This is a genomic window from Saccharothrix sp. NPDC042600 (assembly GCF_040647305.1).
Classification (GTDB): domain Bacteria; phylum Actinomycetota; class Actinomycetes; order Mycobacteriales; family Pseudonocardiaceae; genus Actinosynnema; species Actinosynnema mutabilis.
This window is the reverse complement of sequence record NZ_JBEZBW010000137.1, coordinates 1-18,896: the sequence shown is the minus strand read 5'-3', so window position 1 is coordinate 18,896 and position 18,896 is coordinate 1. Positions and strand designations below refer to the sequence as shown.

The 18,896-nt window shown below is 71.5% G+C and carries 15 protein-coding genes; 10 read left to right on the top strand and 5 right to left on the bottom strand.

From position 1 onward, the window contains the following. Positions 1-226: 226 nt before the first annotated feature. The gene (locus AB0A74_RS39315) at positions 227-1,411 is read right to left on the bottom strand and encodes a PQQ-dependent sugar dehydrogenase (RefSeq protein WP_358257803.1); all 1,185 of its coding nucleotides are present in this window, start codon (positions 1,409-1,411) and stop codon (positions 227-229) included. 10 nt (positions 1,412-1,421) lie between these two features. Next, the gene (locus AB0A74_RS39310; protein ID WP_358257801.1) at positions 1,422-2,279 is read right to left on the bottom strand and encodes an alpha/beta hydrolase; all 858 of its coding nucleotides are present in this window, start codon (positions 2,277-2,279) and stop codon (positions 1,422-1,424) included. 30 nt (positions 2,280-2,309) lie between these two features. On the opposite strand from AB0A74_RS39310, the gene AB0A74_RS39305 reads away from it, so the two are divergent. Then, positions 2,310-3,224: a 2-hydroxyacid dehydrogenase gene (locus AB0A74_RS39305; protein ID WP_358257799.1), complete on the top strand. Its 915-nt coding sequence runs from the start codon at positions 2,310-2,312 to the stop codon at positions 3,222-3,224. A 96-nt stretch (positions 3,225-3,320) separates the two neighbouring features. Continuing rightward, positions 3,321-4,079 (top strand): DoxX family protein, encoded by a 759-nt coding sequence (locus tag AB0A74_RS39300; RefSeq protein WP_358257797.1) that lies wholly within the window; start codon positions 3,321-3,323, stop codon positions 4,077-4,079. 70 nt (positions 4,080-4,149) lie between these two features. Here the strand turns inward: AB0A74_RS39300 and ilvD are convergent, their stop codons facing one another. The 3 genes from ilvD to AB0A74_RS39285 all read right to left on the bottom strand — a co-directional run bounded on the left by ilvD (position 4,150) and on the right by AB0A74_RS39285 (position 6,935). After that, positions 4,150-5,994 (bottom strand): dihydroxy-acid dehydratase, encoded by a 1,845-nt coding sequence (ilvD, locus tag AB0A74_RS39295; RefSeq protein ID WP_358257795.1) that lies wholly within the window; start codon positions 5,992-5,994, stop codon positions 4,150-4,152. Between the two features lie 90 nt (positions 5,995-6,084). Next, positions 6,085-6,525 carry a vitamin K epoxide reductase family protein gene (locus AB0A74_RS39290; protein ID WP_358257793.1) on the bottom strand — a complete coding sequence of 147 codons (441 nt, stop codon included), beginning with the start codon at positions 6,523-6,525 and terminating at the stop codon, positions 6,085-6,087. Continuing rightward, complete coding sequence (locus AB0A74_RS39285) at positions 6,522-6,935, bottom strand: PH domain-containing protein (RefSeq protein WP_358257791.1); 414 nt, start codon at positions 6,933-6,935, stop codon at positions 6,522-6,524. Before AB0A74_RS39285 ends, AB0A74_RS39290 begins: the two co-directional genes overlap by 4 nt. A 277-nt stretch (positions 6,936-7,212) precedes the next feature. Here AB0A74_RS39285 and AB0A74_RS39280 point away from each other — a divergent pair, with 277 nt between their 5' ends. From AB0A74_RS39280 to AB0A74_RS39245, 8 genes are all read left to right on the top strand, one after another. Beyond that, the gene (locus AB0A74_RS39280; protein ID WP_358257789.1) at positions 7,213-9,051 is read left to right on the top strand and encodes an acetolactate synthase large subunit; all 1,839 of its coding nucleotides are present in this window, start codon (positions 7,213-7,215) and stop codon (positions 9,049-9,051) included. Between the two features lie 2 nt (positions 9,052-9,053). Next, positions 9,054-9,560, top strand: coding sequence for an acetolactate synthase small subunit (gene ilvN, locus AB0A74_RS39275; protein WP_343932222.1), 507 nt, complete (start codon positions 9,054-9,056; stop codon positions 9,558-9,560). A gap of 31 nt (positions 9,561-9,591) precedes the next feature. Then, positions 9,592-10,605: a ketol-acid reductoisomerase gene (gene ilvC, locus AB0A74_RS39270; protein ID WP_358257787.1), complete on the top strand. Its 1,014-nt coding sequence runs from the start codon at positions 9,592-9,594 to the stop codon at positions 10,603-10,605. 70 nt (positions 10,606-10,675) lie between these two features. Continuing rightward, positions 10,676-10,945: a DUF397 domain-containing protein gene (locus tag AB0A74_RS39265; RefSeq protein WP_343932224.1), complete on the top strand. Its 270-nt coding sequence runs from the start codon at positions 10,676-10,678 to the stop codon at positions 10,943-10,945. 138 nt (positions 10,946-11,083) lie between these two features. Further along, a complete protein-coding gene (locus AB0A74_RS39260; protein ID WP_358257785.1) occupies positions 11,084-11,953 on the top strand; it encodes a glycosyltransferase family 2 protein in 870 nt (289 codons plus the stop codon). A gap of 233 nt (positions 11,954-12,186) precedes the next feature. After that, the gene (serA, locus tag AB0A74_RS39255; RefSeq protein ID WP_358257784.1) at positions 12,187-13,776 is read left to right on the top strand and encodes a phosphoglycerate dehydrogenase; all 1,590 of its coding nucleotides are present in this window, start codon (positions 12,187-12,189) and stop codon (positions 13,774-13,776) included. A 318-nt stretch (positions 13,777-14,094) separates the two neighbouring features. Continuing rightward, positions 14,095-17,415, top strand: coding sequence for a S8 family serine peptidase (locus AB0A74_RS39250; RefSeq protein ID WP_358257782.1), 3,321 nt, complete (start codon positions 14,095-14,097; stop codon positions 17,413-17,415). 238 nt (positions 17,416-17,653) lie between these two features. Beyond that, positions 17,654-18,694 (top strand): 3-isopropylmalate dehydrogenase, encoded by a 1,041-nt coding sequence (locus AB0A74_RS39245; RefSeq protein WP_121226304.1) that lies wholly within the window; start codon positions 17,654-17,656, stop codon positions 18,692-18,694. The last annotated feature ends 202 nt before the right edge of the window (positions 18,695-18,896 follow it).

Here is an 18,896-nt window from a genome sequence, read left to right as displayed (position 1 = left end):
CCACCCTTTGGGGTTCTTGGCAACCGGAAAAGCTGGTTGCCAAGAACCCCAAAGCGCGGTTGGGCTGCGCCCAGGCCGTACGGGGAACGAACCGAAGCCCTTCCTGTGGCTGGTAGCCCTTCGAAATGCTTACCGCGCTGCGTGCGGCGGATTGTCGGTGCTCGCTGCGACAATGGAAGCGGGGGTCGGAGGCCGCAGTCCCGTGTGTTTGCGCTGGTCAGTGCGGTTAGTCTCGGCCGCTGGTGCCGCCTTGCGGGCGGACCAGGATTACTACTCGGTCGTCGCTGGAGACCGGGGTGCCGCCTGGGGCCTTGTTCACCGTGCCGGCCAGGGCTGTTCGGTCGTCCAGGGCCAGCATCGGGCCCAGGCGGCCGAAGCCGTCTTCGCCGGTCAGTGTCGCCTCCGGTTTGCCGGTGAAGCTGCCGTCCGGGTTCATCGGCAGGGTCAGGGTGCCGGGGGTGTTCGCCGTCGTCAGCCACACCGCGTCCGACAGCGACGAGCAGCCGCTCACGCCCGGCTTGTCCGGCCACGACCACGCCGGGTTCGTCAGCGCCTTGCCCGCCTCGACCCGGTAGAGCACGTCCGCCGACGGCGTCCAGTCGGTCACCCACGTCTTCGTCCCGTCCAGCGACGCGCACAGGCCGCCCGGCGAGCGCAGGCCCGACGCGAGCACGCGGGAGCCCTGGGTCGGGTTGCCGCGTGCCGGTTGGCCGGAGCCGTCGATGCGCAGGACCTTGCCGGCCAGGGAGTTCGGGTCGGCGGCCGACGCGGGGTTGCCGGCGTCGCCGGTGGCCACCAGCAGCGCGCCGGTCCGGTCGTAGGCCAGCACGCCGCGGTTGCCGGTCGGGCCCTTCGGGATGCCGGTCAGGACCGGCTTCGGGACGTCGCCCGGCGCGATGCGCAGCACGCGGTTGTCCGTCGCGGTGGTCGCGTAGACGTAGATCAGCTGGTCTTCGGCGTACGTGGGGGACAGCGTCAGGCCCGTCAGACCGCCGTCGGACGACGCGTCCACCTCGAACGTGTGCACCACGACCGGGTCCACGTCCTTGGTCACCCGGAGCAGGCGGCCCGTGCTGCGCTCGGTGGCCAGGGCGGTGACCGCGCCGGTCGTCTCGTTCACGTCGGCCAGTGCCACGCCGGACACCGGCGACAGGCACGTCCCGACCACGGCCGGGTGGAAGTCCTTGCAGCCCTGCGGCGGGGGGACGGGTGTGGGCTGTTGGCCCGGTTGCTGGCCCTGGCCGGGGCCCTTGGGCAGCTCGCCGGGGAGTTCCGGGCGGGGGCCCGCCTGGGGGGTGAGCTGGGGCGCGGGGCTCCAGCCGGTCGGCGCCGGCTGCTCGGGGAAGCTCGCGCAGCCGACGGCCAGCAGGCCGACGGCGGACCCGATGAGCACCGCACGCAGTCGAGACACGACACCCAGGTTAGGCGCGCGGCCGTGAACGTGAGGTGAGCAGGTCTTGCAGGGCGTCCTCCACGCCCGCGACGCGGTCCAGCAGCAGCCCCAGTTCGGCGACCACGACGTCCGGGTTCTCCAGCGGCAGGAAGTGGGTGTTGCGCAGCACCCGCACCCTGGCCTGCGGCAGGCCGGCGACCGGGCCGAGCAGGCTGTCGGCGGACGCCAGCCAGTCGTACCGCCCGGTCAGCACGGTGGTGGGGCACGTCACACCGGTCAGGTCCAGGCGCGGCGTGCGGCCCAGCGCCAGCGCCAGCGTGAAGTACCAGCGCCAGTCGTGCTTGAGGAACTGCCGCAGCGTCCCGACCAGCGGCGACGGCAGGTCCGGCACGGGCAGGCGGTGCAGCACGGCATCCAGCAGGGGACCGGCCAGGCGCAGCGCGGTCGCCGACGACACGCCCAGCAGGCGGCGGACGTCCTCCGGCACGCCCGGCACGCCGAGCACGCTCGCGAACGGGTCGCCCGCCGCGCCCGCGACCAGCATCAGCCCGGACACCCGGTCGGGGTGCCGCAACGCGAGTTCGGCGGCGATCGTGACGCCCATGGACCAGCCCATCACCGGGCACCGCTCCACGCCCGCGTCGTCCAGGGCGGCTATGGCGTCGGCGACGTGGTCGTCCACGGTGATCCGCGCCGGGTCGTCCGGGCGGGCGGAGCCGAGGGTGCCGCGGTGGTACCAGCCGAGGACGCGCGCGGCGGGCAGGGCGGGCCAGGCGGTGGGCACCGCGCCGAGCCCGGGGCTCAGGAGCACGTCGGGCCCGTCGGTGTCGGTGCGCCAGACCCGGATCCGCGTGCCGTCCGCGGAGAAGACCTCGTGCTCCCGCATGGCGGCCAGTGTGCCGTAACGTGCGGTGCCGTGACATTCACCGTTCTGGTGCCCGACGACCTCGGTGTCCGCGTCCTGTCCGACGTGGAGGGTGTGCGGGCGGTCAAGTACGAGGTGGGCGCGCCGCTGCCGCCCGAGGCCGCGCACGCCGAGGTGCTGGTGCCGAAGTTCCTGCAGAGCACGGATCCGGCCGAGTTCTTCGCCCGGTTGCCGGGCTTGCGGTTGGTGCAGTTGCTGTCCGCCGGGGCGGAGCGGTTCATCGGGACGTTGCCCGATGGGGTGATGTTGTCGACGTGCCGGGGCGCCCACGGCGGCTCGACGGCGGAGTGGGCGATCGGGGCGCTGCTCGCGATCTACCGGGACTTCCCGGTGTTCGAGCGGGCGCGGCGGGAGCGCCGGTGGGACTACCACGTGACGGACACGTTGCAGGGCAAGCAGGTCCTGGTCGTGGGCGCGGGTGACCTGGGTGAGCAGTTCCGGCGGCGGGCGGAGCCGTTCGACGCGTCGGTGACGCTGGTCGGGCGGACCGCGCGGGACGGCGTGCACGGGGTGGACGAGCTGCCGGAGCTGCTGCCGCGGTTCGACGCGGTGCTGGTGGTGGTGCCGCTGACCGACGAGACGACCGGGATGGTGGACGCCAAGTTCCTGGCCGCGATGAAGGACGGGGCGATCCTGGTCAACGCGGCGCGGGGGCCGGTGGTGGACACGGACGCGTTGGTGGCGGAGTTGTCGTCGGGTCGGTTGCGGGCGGCGCTGGACGTCACGGAGCCGGAGCCGCTGCCCGCCGACCATCCACTGTGGACGGTTCCGGGGCTGTTCCTGACGCCGCACGTGGCCGGGTCGTGCACCGGGCACGCCGAGCGGGCGTACGCGGTGGTCGCGTCGGAGGTGGCGCGCTTCGCCCGGGGCGAGGAGCCCCGGAACCTGGTGCGCGGCGCTTACTGACCACTCTTCCGGGCAGGTTATTAGACCATTCGGGTGAAGGGTGGCGGCGTATCGGACGCTCGCGGTCCTCCTCCGAACCTCCTAACGTGCGGGTGCGTGGCTACCCACGACGACCGCTCGAAGTCCTCGGGTTCGAGCGGCTACTCCGACGACGGTTTCTACTCGACCTCGACATCGAGCGGAGGGGCGCACCACTTCGACGCCGGCACGCAGACGTTCGGGAAGGACACGACGGCGTTCTCCGCGCCCAGCGCGTTCGACAAGGACACCAACACCTTCGACACCACGGGGTACACCCCGGTCGCCGACTACGACGACACCCCCGCCACCTCGCACCTCGACGACGAGGACGAGCGCAAGCCGTTCGGCTGGTCGGGCAGCGCCGACCTGGGCCTGCTGGTGCTGCGGCTGGCGCTGGGCGGGGCCTTCATCGCGCACGGCCTCCAGAAGGTCTTCGGGCTCTTCGGCGGGCCGGGCGTCAACGGCTTCGCGGAGTCCCTGCGGGAGGCGGGCTACCGCGAGGCGCAGATCCTGGCCTGGGTCACGGGGATCACCGAGCTGGCGGGCGGCGGCTTGCTGGTCCTGGGCCTGTTCACGCCGTTGGCGGCGGCCGGCCTCCTGGGCGTGATGGCCAACGCGATCGCCCTGCGGTACCGCGGCGGGTTCTTCGCGCCGAACGGGATCGAGCTGGAGGCGGCGTACGCGGCGATGGCCTTCGCGGTCCTGTTCGCGGGACCGGGCCGGGCGGCGTTCGACTACAACCGCGGCTGGTTCCGCCACCCGTTGGCGGCCGGCTTCCTGTGCCTGCTCCTGGCGGCGGGCGCGACCGCGGCCACCCTCTACGTCTTCCGCTGACACCGCCCGGACGCCCGCGACCCGCCCCCACTCGCCAGAGCGCGGGGCGGGCCGACGGGTTGGAAGCGGGTCAGCGGTTCACGTCGCGGACCGCGCCCATGGAGGCGTCCGTGGCCATCCGGGCGTAAGCGCGCAGGGCCGACGTCACCGGGCGGACGCGGTCCACCGGCTGCCACGGGCGTTCCGACGTCTCCATCTTCGCCCGCCGCTCCGCCAGCACCTCGTCGGACACCAGCAGCTCCAGCCGGCGCTCGTGGACGTCGATCAGGATCCGGTCTCCGTCCTCGACCAGGCCGATCACACCCCCGCCGGCCGCCTCGGGGGACACGTGCCCGATCGACAACCCCGACGTGCCGCCGGAGAACCGGCCGTCCGTGATCAGGGCGCACTTCTTGCCCAGCCCGGCGCCCTTCAGGAACGCCGTCGGGTGCAGCATCTCCTGCATGCCCGGACCGCCCGCCGGCCCCTCGTAGCGCACGACCAGCACGTCACCGGGCTGGATCTGCTTGCCGAGGATCACCGACACGGCCTGCTCCTGCGACTCCACGACCCGCGCGGGCCCCTCGAAGTGCCACAGGTCCTCGTCGATGCCCGCCGCCTTGATCACGGCGCCGCGCTCGGCCAGGTTGCCGTGCAGCACCGCCAGGCCGCCGTCCTTGGTGTACGCGTGCTCGACGTCGCGGATGCAGCCGCCCGCCGCGTCCGTGTCCAGCTTCGACCAGCGGTTGCTCGTGGAGAACGCCTGCGTCGTGCGCACGCCGCCGGGAGCGGCGTGGAACAGCTCGATCGCCTCCGGGGCCGGCGAGGCGGCGCGGACGTCCCACTTCGACAGCCAGGACGCCAGGTCGGGGCTGTGCACCGTCCACACGTCCTCGTTCAGCAGGCCCGCGCGCCACAGCTCGCCCAGCAGCGCCGGGATGCCGCCCGCCCGGTGGACGTCCTCCATGTGGTAGTCCGAGTTCGGCGACACCTTCGACAGGCACGGCACCCGCCGGCTCAACGCGTCGATGTCGGCCAGGGTGAACTCGATCTCACCCTCCTGCGCCGCCGCCAGGATGTGCAGCACGGTGTTGGTGGACCCGCCCATGGCCATGTCCAGCGCCATCGCGTTCTCGAACGCCGCCCGGGACGCGATCGAGCGCGGCAGCACCGACTCGTCGTCCTCGCCGTAGTACCGCCGGCACAGCTCCACGACCGTGCGCCCCGCCTGCGCGAACAGCTCGCGCCGGGCCGCGTGCGTGGCCAGCGTCGAGCCGTTGCCGGGCAGCGCCAGGCCCAGGGCCTCGGTGAGGCAGTTCATCGAGTTCGCGGTGAACATGCCCGAGCACGACCCGCACGTCGGGCACGCCGACCGCTCGACCACGGCCAGGCCCTCGTCGTCCACCTCGGGCGACGCCGACGCGGAGATCGCGGTGATCAGGTCCGTCGGCGCGACGGCCACGCCGTCCACCACGACCGCCTTGCCGGCCTCCATCGGACCGCCGGAGACGAACACGACCGGGATGTTGAGCCGCATCGCGGCGTTGAGCATCCCCGGGGTGATCTTGTCGCAGTTGGAGATGCACACGATCGCGTCGGCCTGGTGCGCGTTGACCATGTACTCGACCGAGTCGGCGATGATCTCGCGCGAGGGCAGCGAGTACAGCATCCCGCTGTGGCCCATGGCGATGCCGTCGTCGACCGCGATGGTGTGGAACTCGCGCGGCACGCCGCCGGCCTCGCGCACCGCCTCCGCCACGATGTCGCCGAGGTCGCGCAGGTGCACGTGACCGGGCACGAACTGCGTGTACGAGTTGGCGATGGCCACGATCGGCTTGCCGAAGTCGGAATCGGTCATGCCGGTCGCGCGCCACAGCGCGCGAGCGCCCGCGGCGTTGCGGCCGTGGGTCGTGGTGCGGGAACGGAGCGGTGGCACGGCTCCTCCAAAAGAGAGGTACTGCGAAGAACGTGTCCGAAGCGATCCAGTGCGCGGGGTGGGCACCGGGCGTGACGGGGGTGCGGTGACTTAGAGGCTACTCCGCCGCAAAGCGTCCGTGACCAGCACGCCGGCCAGCGCGAGTGTGATGACGTGCACGGCCGTGCACCACAGGCAGATCTTGCCGATCAGCAGGAACTCCGCCGCGACGAGGTAGACCACGAACAGCACGCCCACGGCCACCGACCCCAGGCGCAGCCAGTGCAGCCGCCGGTCGCGCCACGCGAACGGCAGGCACAACACGGTCACGAACGCGAAGAACGCCAGCCCCAGCACCGCCACGGGGACGCCGAGCAGTTCCGACTGCTCACTGGTGGTGACGGTCCCGCAGTCGATCACCTCGCCCTCGGCGCACAGCAGCGCGCCGGCCGCGAAGTGGGCGACGGTGAGGTACGTGGACACGGCGAGCCCGGCCAGCGCCAGCGCCAGGCTGACCCCGGGCACCCAGCGGGTCTGCGTGGTGGAAGTCACTCCGATGACTCTACGGAGCCGGGCTCCGCGTTCGGGTCCGGCACCCGGCCGCCGCTGGCCGACGAAAGGGCGCCCAGGTGCAGCGCCCGGACGGCGGGCAGCCGGACCAGCGAGTCGTCCGTGAGCACCGCGCTCAGCCACCCCTTCGGGACGACCTTGATGGCCTTCACGTCGTCCCACGCCACGACCCGCTTGCCGAAGGTGCTGCGGGCCACGAGCTGGGACGAGTCCACCGTGGTCCGGTTGCGCAGCACCCACACCGCGTACCCGACGGGCACCGCGTAGAGGACCTGGAGGCCGGGCACGGTCCAGGCGACCGGCGTCACGCAGATCGCGATGGTCAGGGCGGCCAGCAGGGCGGGCGCGGGGATCCGGAACACGAGCTTCTCCACGTCACGTGATGCTGCCACCGTGCCACCGGACGGGTGACTCCGGCCCTCGTTCACGCACGGAGGGGTGCCCACCATCCGGGAGTGCCGTCCCGCACAGTTGACGCCCCTTGCGGTTCACGGTTAACGTCACCGGCATGCAGCGCAACCTCGTTCTCGTACTTCCCAGGCGCGTCGACGCCTAGGCAGTAGCAAGGCTGCGTCGACGCGCGACCCTCGTACGACCCGTCCAGATCGGGTTGGCGAGGGTTTTTTCGTGCCCGGACCGTGCATTCTCCACACCCACGAGGCAGAGAAGATGACCAGCGCAACCTCGCGACCGGCTCCCGGCGAGTCGCCGTCGCCCCGCCCTGGACCGCGGCCGAAACCGGCCCCGCCGAGCGGTGCCCCCGTCCGCGTGACGGGCGCCCAGTCCCTCGTCCGCTCCCTCGAAGCGGTCGGCTGCGAGGTGGTGTTCGGCATCCCGGGCGGCACGATCCTCCCTGCCTACGACCCGCTGCTCGACTCCACCAAGGTGCGCCACGTCCTGGTCCGCCACGAGCAGGGCGCGGGCCACGCCGCGACCGGCTACGCGCAGGCCACCGGCAAGGTCGGCGTCTGCATGGCGACCTCCGGTCCGGGCGCGACGAACCTGGTCACGCCGCTGGCCGACGCCAACATGGACTCCGTCCCGGTGGTCGCCATCACCGGCCAGCAGACCCGCGGCCTGATCGGCACCGACGCGTTCCAGGAAGCCGACATCTGCGGCATCACGATGCCGATCACCAAGCACAACTTCCTGGTCACCGACCCGGCCGAGATCCCCCGCGCGATCGCCGAGGCGTTCCACCTGGCCTCGACCGGCCGCCCCGGCCCGGTCCTGGTGGACATCCCCAAGGACGTCCTGCAGGAGATGACGTCGTTCTCCTGGCCGCCGGAGCTGCGCCTGCCCGGCTACCGGCCGACCACCCGGCCGCACGGCAAGCAGGTCCGCGAGGCCGCCAAGCTCATCGCCGCGGCCAAGCGCCCGGTGCTGTACGTGGGCGGCGGCGTCATCAAGGCCGAGGCGTCGGCCGAGCTGCTGCGCCTGGCCGAGGAGACGAAGATCCCCGTCGTCACCACGCTGATGGCGCGCGGCGCGTTCCCCGACTCGCACCCGCAGCACCTGGGCATGCCCGGCATGCACGGCACCGTCGCGGCGGTCGCGGCCATGCAGAAGTCCGACCTGCTCGTCGCCCTGGGCGCCCGGTTCGACGACCGGGTCACCGGCCAGCTGTCCACGTTCGCGCCGGACGCGCAGGTCGTGCACGCCGACATCGACCCGGCCGAGATCTCCAAGAACCGCCGCGCGGACGTCCCGATCGTCGGCGACTGCAAGGAGATCATCAGCGAGCTGATCGACGCCGTCCGCACCGAGAAGGAGAACTCGAAGCGGACCGTGGACCTCGCCCCGTGGTGGGAGCAGCTCGACGCGCTGCGCGGCACGTTCCCGCTGGGCTACGACTGGCCCGAGGACGGCACGCTGTCCCCGCAGTACGTGATCGAGCGGATCGGCGTGCTGACCCCGGCCGACACCCTGTTCACCGCGGGCGTCGGGCAGCACCAGATGTGGGCGGCGCAGTTCATCAAGTACGAGAGCCCGCGCACGTGGATCAACTCCGGCGGCCTGGGCACGATGGGCTACGCGGTGCCCGCGGCGATGGGCGCGAAGGCGGGCGTGCCGGGGGTCCAGGTGTGGGCCATCGACGGCGACGGCTGCTTCCAGATGACCAACCAGGAGCTGGCCACCTGCGCCATCGAGGGCATCCCGATCAAGGTCGCCGTCATCAACAACGGCAACCTGGGCATGGTCCGCCAGTGGCAGACCCTGTTCTACGGCGAGCGCTACTCCAACACCGACCTGGGCACGCACAAGCACCGCATCCCCGACTTCGTGCTGCTCGCCGAGGCGCTGGGCTGCGCCGGGCTGCGCGCCGAGTCCAAGGACGAGGTGGACGCGGTGATCGCTCAGGCGATGGAGATCAACGACCGCCCGGTGGTCATCGACTTCGTCGTGGGCAAGGACGCGCAGGTGTGGCCGATGGTCGCGGCGGGCACCGGCAACAGCGAGATCATGGCCGCGCGGGGCATCCGCCCGCTGTTCGACGAGGACGAGTGACGATGACGAGGCACACCCTGAGCGTTCTGGTCGAGGACAAGCCCGGCGTCCTCGCGCGGGTGGCGGGGCTGTTCTCCCGCCGCGGCTTCAACATCGAGTCGCTCGCCGTGGGACGCACCGAGCACCCCGAGATCTCCCGGATGACCATCGTGGTCTCCGTGGACGAGCTGCCCCTGGAGCAGGTCACCAAGCAGCTCAACAAGCTCGTCAACGTCATCAAGATCGTGGAGCTGGAGACGACGGCGTCGGTGCAGCGCCAGCTCCTGCTGGTGAAGGTGCGCGCCGACGCCACCGTCCGCAGCCAGGTCCTGGAGACGGTGCAGCTGTTCCGCGCGAAGGTCGTCGACGTGTCACCCGAAGCGGTGACGGTCGAGGCCACCGGCACGTCCGAGAAGCTCGACGCGCTGTTGCGGATGCTGGAGCCCTACGGGCTCCGTGAGATCGTCCAGTCCGGCATGGTCGCCATCGGCCGTGGCGCCCGCTCCATCACCGCGACCGCGGTGCGCTGAAACCCGTTTCCACGAAGGGAAGTACTGAACAGTGAGCGTCGAGATCTTCTACGACGACGATGCCGACCTGAGCATCATCCAGGGGCGCAAGGTCGCGGTCATCGGCTACGGCAGCCAGGGCCACGCCCACGCGCTGAGCCTGCGCGACTCCGGCGTCGACGTGCGGATCGGTCTCCGCGAGGGCTCGAAGTCCGCGGCCAAGGCGGAGGAGGAGGGCCTGCGGGTCCTGTCCAACGCCGACGCGGCGGCCGAGGCCGACGTGATCATGATCCTGGCGCCGGACACCGCGCAGCGGCACATCTACGCCCAGGACATCGCGCCCAACCTCAAGGACGGCGACGCGCTGTTCTTCGGCCACGGCTTCAACATCCGCTACGGCCTGATCGAGGCCCCGTCCAACGTGGACGTGGCCATGGTCGCGCCGAAGGGCCCGGGCCACCTGGTGCGCCGCCAGTTCGTGGACGGCAAGGGCGTGCCCGCGCTGATCGCGGTCGAGCAGGACGCGTCGGGCAACGCGCAGGCGCTGGCGCTGGCGTACGCCAAGGCCATCGGCGGCACCCGCGCGGGCGTCATCAAGACGACGTTCAAGGAGGAGACCGAGACCGACCTGTTCGGTGAGCAGGCGGTGCTCTGCGGCGGCGCGTCCGCGTTGGTGCAGGCGGGCTTCGAGGTGCTGACCGAGGCGGGCTACGCGCCGGAGGTCGCCTACTTCGAGTGCCTCCACGAGCTGAAGCTGATCGTGGACCTCATGTACGAGGGCGGCATCGCCCGCATGCGGTACTCCATCTCGGACACCGCCGAGTACGGCGACCTCACCCGCGGCCCGCGCGTCATCACGCCGGCCGTGAAGGAGGAGATGCGCAAGATCCTGGGCGAGATCCAGGACGGCACCTTCGCCACCGAGTGGGTGAACGAGGACGACGCCGGCCGCGGCAACTACAAGAAGTTGCAGCAGGAGGGCGAGCAGCACCCGATCGAGGAGGTCGGCAAGAAGCTGCGCGGCCTGATGTCCTGGGTCGACCGGCCGATCACCGAAACGGCCTGATCACAAGCCACTCACCAGACGGAGCCCGCGGTGTTCTCACCCGCCGCGGGCTCCGGTATACCTACCCGTCATGAGTGACAGCGCGCCCATCTACGACGACAAGGCCCACGTCCGGGGCAACCTGGACCTGACCGGCGCGTCGTGGATCCGCAGCGACGAGGGCGCGGAGGACGAGGACGAACACGTCGAGATCGCGTTCGTCGAGCACACCGACGGCGTGACCTACACGGCGATGCGCAACTCCGCCCACCCCGAGGGCCCGGTGCTGGTCTTCACGCCGGCCGAGTGGGAGGCCTTCATCCTGGGCGTCAAGGACGGCGAGTTCGACGAGCCCTGGTAGCGGCCGTTCGACGACTACGAGCATGCGGCCCGTCGCTCGGCCTCCCCGACCGACGTCGTGGCCGGTCACCGCCGGATACCGGCGAGTTATGCTGCACGCCCCTCGGACCGGGCGCGGTGGCGCCAGACTGGAGTGCCGGTGAAGGTCGTCGGTGTCGCGATGGTGCGCGACGAAGGTGACGTCATCGAGGCCAACCTCCGCCACCACCTGATGAACGTGGTCGACGAGGTGCTCGTGGTCGACAACGGCTCCTCCGACGGGACCTCCCGGGTGCTGCGCGACCTCGACCGGGCGACCGGCCGCGTCCGGTGGACCCGGGACGACGGCTCCTACCGGCAGTCCGAGGTGACCACGGCGCTCGCCCGCGAAGCCGTGGACCGGGGCGCGGACTGGATCGTCGTGGTCGACGCCGACGAGTTCTGGCACGCCGAGGGCGGCCTGCGCCGCCGGCTGGCCGCGACCGAGGCGGACGTGCTGCTGTGCCCGGTGGTGAACTTCGTCCAGGAACGCGGCCGGGCCCGCAACGCGCCCGAGGGGCTGCAGACCATGACCCGGCGGGCCGAGCGGGCCGTGGGGCCGGTGGACCGGACGTCCGAGTTGGTCACCGCGCGGGAGATCGGCTTCGTGGAGATGGAGTACCCGCCCAAGTGCGTGTCGCGGGCGGTGCCGACGATCGAGGTGCACGCGGGCAACCACGGCGTGTCCGGGGTCGGCGAGCGGTGGGAGCGGGCCACCGACGTGGCTTGCCTGCACGCGCCGCTGCGCAGCCGCGCCGACCTGGAGCGCAAGGCCGAGCAGGGTGTGCGGGTGGCGCAGAGCCCGGGGTTCCGCGCCGACCAGGGCTGGCACGTCCGCCGGTGGCACGAGTTGGCGCAGGGCGGCGACCTGGACGCCGAGTGGGCGGCCAACAGCTACGACGCCGACGGCCGCCTGGACGTGTTCGGCGTGCTGAGACCCCTGGTCCACGACGACCGCCTGGCCGCCATCGCCCGCCGCGTCGACTGGTAGCCGCGACCGCCGCGCACCCACGCCGCCCGGGGGAAACCGGTGGGTCCAAGTAGAACGGTCGTACCGGAAACCAGCAGGTGGGACAGGGCACCCGGGTTCACCGACCCCGACCGCCGCTGACTATGCTCGTTAACAACCCGGACACATCGCCGTGGCCGGCCGGCGCGGGTCTCGGCTCGCTGGATACGGCCCCGCGCTCCCCACCCGTCTTGCACACCACCGGGAGCACGTCCGTGACCAAGCCCGTTGTCCTGATCGCCGAGAAGCTCGCCCCGTCCGTGCTCGACGTGTTCGGCGACGGTCTCGAAGTCCGCCACGTCGACGGCACCGACCGTCCCGCGCTGCTCGCCGCCGTGGCCGACGCCGACGCGTTGCTGGTGCGCTCCGCCACCAAGGTGGACCGCGAGGTGTTCGAGGCGACCACGAAGCTCAAGGTCGTGGCCCGCGCGGGTGTCGGCCTGGACAACGTCGAGGTGCCGGTGGCGACCGAGCGCGGCGTGATGGTGGTGAACGCGCCGACGTCCAACATCGTCAGCGCCGCCGAGCACGCCGTCGCCCTGCTGCTGGCCACCGCCCGCCAGGTCCCGGCCGCGCACGCCACCCTGCAGAACCACGAGTGGAAGCGCAGCAAGTTCAACGGCGTCGAGGTCCACGGCAAGACCGTCGGCGTGGTCGGCCTGGGCAAGATCGGGCAGCTGTTCGCGGCGCGGCTGGCCGCGTTCGGCACCACGATCATCGCCTACGACCCCTACGTGAGCGCGCAGCGCGCCGCGCAGCTGGGCATCGAGCTGGTGACGCTGGAGGAGCTGCTGGAGCGCTCCGACTTCATCTCGATCCACCTGCCCAAGACGCCGGAGACCAAGGGCCTCATCGGCGCGGAGCAGCTCGCGAAGGCCAAGCGGGGCGTGATCATCGTCAACGCCGCGCGCGGTGGCCTGATCGACGAGCAGGCGCTGGCCGACGCGGTGCGCGACGGCCAGGTCGGCGGCGCGGGCATCGACGTGTTCAGCACCGAGCCCACCACCGAGTCGCCGCTGTTCGGCCTGGAGAACGTCGTCGTCACCCCGCACCTGGGCGCGTCCACCACGGAGGCGCAGGACCGGGCGGGCACGGACGTGGCCAAGTCGGTGCTGCTGGCGCTGCAGGGCGAGTTCGTGCCGGACGCGGTGAACGTCCAGGGCGGCGGAGTGGTCGGCGAGGAGGTCCGCCCGTACCTGCCGCTGGTGCAGAAGCTCGGCACGGTCGTGTCGGCCCTGGGCGCCAAGGCCCCGACCAGCGTGACCATCGAGGTGCGCGGCGAACTGTCCAACGAGGACGTGGCCGTCCTGCCGCTGGCCGCGCTGCGCGGCGTGTTCTCCAGCGTGGTCGAGGAGCAGGTGACCTTCGTCAACGCGCCGAGCCTGGCCGCGTCGCTGGGCGTGGCGGTGGACCTGGTGAAGGAGCCGGAGAGCGCCAACCACCGCAGCCTGGTGACCGTCCGCGCGGTCCACGCCGACGGCTCGACCACCACGGTGTCGGGCACGCTCACCGGACTGGACCAGGTGGAGAAGCTGGTCGGCATCAACGGCCGCAGCTTCGACCTGCGCGCCGAGGGCAACGTGCTGCTGCTGGAGTACCCGGACCGGCCGGGCGTGATGGGCACCGTCGGCACCCTGCTCGGCGAGGCGGGCGTGAACGTCGAGGCGGCCCAGATCAGCCAGACCAAGGACGGCGCGGACGCGTTCATGCTCCTGCGCGTGGACCGCCCGGTGGACACCGCCGTGCTGGACCCGATCGGCGCGGCGGTCGGCGCCCGCACGGTGCGCGCGGTCGACTTCGAGTGAGCTGAGCTCAACGGGGCCGGGGTCCGTCGCGGATCCCGGCCCTTGGCACAGGTGAAGGCTGACGTGGCTCTGGTCACGAGCGACCCGTTCTGGTTATATCGCCGCAGGTACCGGACGTGTCACAGTTCACCGTTGAACGTCAAATCTGTGGTTGTCGTCACTCGGTCGGAGTAATCGTCCGGCTCTCTAGAGCGATTAGGTTCCCCCCACGAGGTTGACCCGGTGCCGTAGAGGGCACGGCACCACGCGGGCGCCTGCCCCCTACCCGATGTGGCTGGGCCGCCCGAGGGTCGTATCCGACCTCATTTGGGGCACGTTGTGAGCCGATCTCGCGTTGTCGCCAGATCCGCCGCACCGGTGCTGGCCGCGATCCTCCTCGCGGCTTCCACCGGCACGGCACTGGCCGCGGAAGATCAGCTGGCGGAGTCCGTCGCGACCGCGAACGGGCTGGACGCCGGCAAGTTGCAGTTGAAGGTGGGCAAGCGGCTGTCGTCCGCGCAGGGCAAGGTCACCGCGTTCGTCGAGCTGGAGGCCAAGCCCGCCGTCGACACCTACGCGGAGAAGACCGGCCAGGGCGCGTCGAAGCAGCAGGCGAAGGACGCCGCCAAGGCCACGAAGAACGACACCGGCCGCAAGGCCGACCAGGTCGTCGGCGAGCTGAAGGCCAAGGACTCCGCCACCAAGGAGCTCTACCGGACGTCCAACGGCGTGCCCGGCGTGGTCGTCACGGCCGACGCCGACAAGGTGCGCGAGCTGGCCCAGCGCCCGGACGTGAAGTCCGTGCGCACGGTCGTGCCGAAGTCCCGGCAGAACTCCAGCGCCGTGCAGCTGACCAACACGCTCAAGTCGTGGCAGCAGTACGGCAAGCTCGGTGACGACGTCCGCGTCGGCATCATCGACACCGGCATCGACTACACCCACGCCGACTTCGCCGGTCCGGGCACGATCGAGGCCTTCCAGGCCATCGACGAGACCAAGGTCGAGCCGAGCTACTTCCCGACCGCCAAGGTCGTCGGCGGCTACGACTTCGTGGGCAACGCCTACGACGGCGGCAGCACCGACCCGGCGGTCAACACGCCGAAGCCGGACCCGAACCCGATCGACTGCAACGGCCACGGCTCGCACGTCGCCGGCACCGCCGCGGGCTTCGGCGTCAACGCCGACGGCACCACGTTCACGGGCGACTACACCAAGCTCACCGAGGACTCGCTCAACGCGATGCGCATCGGCCCCGGCACCGCGCCGAAGGCCCTGCTCTACGCGCTGAAGGTGTTCGGCTGCGACGGTTCGACCAACGTCACCGCGCAGGCCCTGGACTGGTCGCTCGACCCCGACGGCGACGGCGACTTCTCCGACCACCTCGACGTGGTCAACCTGTCCCTGGGCTCGGACTACGGCGCGCCGGACGACCCGGACAGCCTGTTCGTCCGCAAGCTCAACGCCTCCGGCGTGGTCACCGTGTTCTCCGCGGGCAACGGCGGCGACCTGTACGACATCGGCGGCTCGCCGGGCAGCACCCCCGAGGCGCTGACCGTGGCCAGCACCCGCGACTCCTTCGTGCTGCGCGACGCGGCCGAGGTGGTCGCGCCGACGCCGGGCCGCCAGGCCGGCCAGTACAGCCAGAACTTCAACTACGAGGGCAAGTCGGTCACGGCCGCGGTCGTGCCGTTGAGCGACCCGGGCAACAAGGACGGGTGCCTCCCGCTGTCGGCCGCCGACAAGGCCGCCGTCGCGGGCAAGATCGCCTGGCTGGAGTGGGACGACAACGACGCCAGCCGCCGCTGCGGCTCCGGTGGCCGGTCGAACAACGTCACCGCCGCGGGTGCGGTCGGCGCGGTGTTCAGCTCCACCCTGGAGCACTTCAGCGCCGGCATCGCGGGCAACGCCGCCATCCCGGTGCTGCAGTTCACCGGTTCGGCGACCAACGCCCTGCGCCCGGCCGTCACCGCCGGCACGCTGTCCCTGCGCCTCGCGGGCGACCTGCGCACCGTGCTGCCGACCTACGACCAGTCGATCACCGACACGCCCAGCTCGTTCACCTCGCGCGGCGTGCGCGGCCCGGTCGTCAAGCCCGACGTGGCGGCCCCCGGCGACTCCATCGCCTCCGCCCAGGTCGGCTCCGGCAACAAGACCCTGGTGATCAGCGGCACCTCCATGGCCGCCCCGCACACCACGGGCATCGCGGCGCTGGTCCGCCAGGCGCACCCGGACTGGACCCCGGAAGAGGTCAAGGCCGCGGTGATGAACAGCGCGTCCGCCGACGTGAAGGCCGACGGCAAGACCTACGCGCCCAACCGCGTCGGTTCCGGCCGCATCGACGGCAAGGCCGCCCTGGAGAACCAGGTGCTGGCGATGGTCCAGGACGACCCGGGCTCGGTGAGCGCGTCGTTCGGCACGGTCGAGGTGACCGGGCCGGTGTCGCTGACCAAGACCATCAAGGTGGTCAACAAGTCCACCAAGTGGGTCGACTACACCGTCGACTACCAGGCGCTGACCACCATCCCGGGCGTGCGCTACGAGCTGTCGCAGAAGTCGGTGCGGCTCAGCCCGCGCGGCGTCGCGCGGGTCCAGGTCACGCTGAAGATCGACAAGCCGGGCGACCTGCGCAAGACGGTCGACCCGACGATCGAGGCCACCCACCTCGACGTGCCGCGCCAGTTCCTGGCCGACGCGTCCGGCCGGGTCGTGTTCACGCCGAAGAGCGGCAGCACGGTCCCGCTGCGGGTGCCGGTGTACTCGGCGCCGAAGCCGGCCGCCGACATCAACGCCCCCGACCGCGTCACCTTCCGCGGGCCGGGCACGCAGTCGGTGCTGAACCTGACCGGCCGCGGCGTCAACCAGGGCGCCTACCGGTCCCTGGTGAGCGTCCTGGAGCTGCAGCAGACCTCGCCGAAGCTGCGCGAGTGCCGCCGGTCGGTGACGACCAACTGCACGCTCAACGACACCGCCAAGGGCGGCGACCTGCGGTACGTGGGCGTCACGTCCACCGCGCCGCTGGCCAAGCAGCAGGGCACCCCGGAGCAGGCGCTGCTCGCGTTCGGCATCGCCACCTGGGGCAACTGGTACAACCTGGGCAACAACACCATCCCGTTCGTCGACATCGACACCACGGGTGACGGCACGCCGGACTTCGAGGTCTACGCCAACAAGCTGACCGACACCGACCTCCTGGTCGCGGTCACGGTGGACCTCAAGACCGGCCAGACCGTGGACATCCAGGGCGTGAACGGCCAGTTCGGCGACGTGGACACCAACGTGTTCGACACCAACGTCGTGGTCCTGCCGGTGCTGCTCTCGGCGCTGGGCATCGACGCCGGCGCCGACACCGCCCGCATCTCGTACACGACCGGTGTGGCGGGCTTCTACGTCGCGCCGGGCACGACGAACGGCCTGGTCGACTCGATCGACACGCCGGCGTCGTTCGACCCGCTCAAGCCGGGCCTGTGGGTGCAGGGCGGCGGCGACGCCGCGCTGTCCTACCTGGCGCGGCCGGGCACGGCGCTCGTGGTGAACCGCGACGCCGAGGCCCTGGCGGCGGACGGCTCCGACAGCCTGCTCGTCCTGCACCACCACAACACCACCGGTGACAAGGTGGACGTGGTCAAGACGCGGGTCCGGACCTCGTCGCAGGTGTCGTGACGTAGGACCCGGGGTTTAGCCCACTCTGGCCGGTCGGGACTGCTCCCGACCGGCCAGAGCCGTTTAAGACCATCGGGTGACGGCCGATCGGGGGCACTGAACCGTTCGGGTGTCCCGCAGTACGGGAGAAACGGCCACAGAAGGGTGTTCCGAGTGCGGCGAACGGGGTGTCGACCGGTAGCCTTTCGCAAAGGAAACTAGTCCCGCGCAATGGGACTGATACCTGGGAGGTGTGTGGATGCGGCTCGCAGTGATCCCAGGAGACGGGATCGGGCCCGAGGTCGTCGCCGAGGCCCTGAAGGTGCTCGGTGAGGTCGTTCCAGCGGCTGAGATCACCCGCTACGACCTCGGCGCGGCGCGCTGGCACGCCACAGGTGAGCTGTTGCCGGAGTCGGTGCTCGGTGAACTCCGCCAGCACGACGCGATCCTGCTCGGCGCCGTGGGGGACCCGTCGGTCCCCAGCGGCATCCTGGAGCGCGGCCTCCTGCTCCGGCTGAGGTTCGAACTCGACCACCACGTGAACCTGCGCCCGGCCCGGCTGTACCCCGGGGTGCGCAGCCCGATCGCCGACCCGCCGGAGATCGACATGGTGGTCGTGCGCGAGGGCACGGAGGGCCTGTACGCCGGCAACGGCGGGCTGCTCCGCAAGGACACCCCGCACGAGATCGCGACCGAGGTGTCCATCAACACGTCGTTCGGGGTCGAGCGCGTGGTCCGGGACGCCTTCGCCCGCGCGGCCAACCGGCCCCGCAAGCACCTGACGCTGGTGCACAAGACCAACGTGCTGACGCACGCGGGTTCGCTGTGGTCGCGCGTGGTGGAGGAGGTGTCGTTGCAGCACCCGGACGTGACGGTGGCCTACCAGCACGTGGACGCGGCGACGATCCACCTGGTCACGGACCCGGCGCGGTACGACGTGATCGTGACGGACAACCTGTTCGGCGACATCCTGACCGACCTGGCGGCGGCGGTCACCGGCGGCATCGGCCTCGCGGCGAGCGGCAACCTCGACGTGACCCGGCGCAACCCGAGCATGTTCGAGCCGGTCCACGGCAGCGCCCCGGACATCGCCGGCCAGGGCATCGCCGACCCGACCGCGGCCGTCCTGAGCGTGGCCCTCATGCTGGACCACCTGGGCGAACACGAGGCGGCCCGCCGGATCGAGGCGTCGGTGGCCTTCGACCTGGCCACCCGCGACCACTCGTCGCCGGGGGCCACCTACGCGGTCGGCGACCGCCTGGCGGCCCTGGTGAGCAGCAACGCCCGCGCCGGCGCCTGACCCGAACACCCGTACTTCCACCGAAGGCCGCCCCGCCCGGGGCGGCCTTCGCTTTGCCCGCTCCCACCACCCACAGCCACCCGCCAACCCGCACCCGCTACCGCCCGCGACGACCGGCGCTGGCCCTCCGGCCGCACGACCGGCGTCCCGGACACGACCACCGTGCCCGCGCGGCCGTGGTAGCCGATGGGGATGTGGGTCC

Bases quoted from the DNA above. Each gene is read 5' to 3' on its own strand.
- AB0A74_RS39310 (WP_358257801.1), bottom strand. From the start codon at position 2,279: ATGCGGGAGCACGAGGTCTTCTCCGCGGACGGCACGCGGATCCGGGTC.
- AB0A74_RS39280 (WP_358257789.1), top strand. From the start codon at position 7,213: ATGACCAGCGCAACCTCGCGACCGGCTCCCGGCGAGTCGCCGTCGCCC.
- ilvN (WP_343932222.1), top strand. From the start codon at position 9,054: ATGACGAGGCACACCCTGAGCGTTCTGGTCGAGGACAAGCCCGGCGTC.
- AB0A74_RS39265 (WP_343932224.1), top strand. From the start codon at position 10,676: ATGAGTGACAGCGCGCCCATCTACGACGACAAGGCCCACGTCCGGGGC.
- AB0A74_RS39245 (WP_121226304.1), top strand. From the start codon at position 17,654: ATGCGGCTCGCAGTGATCCCAGGAGACGGGATCGGGCCCGAGGTCGTC.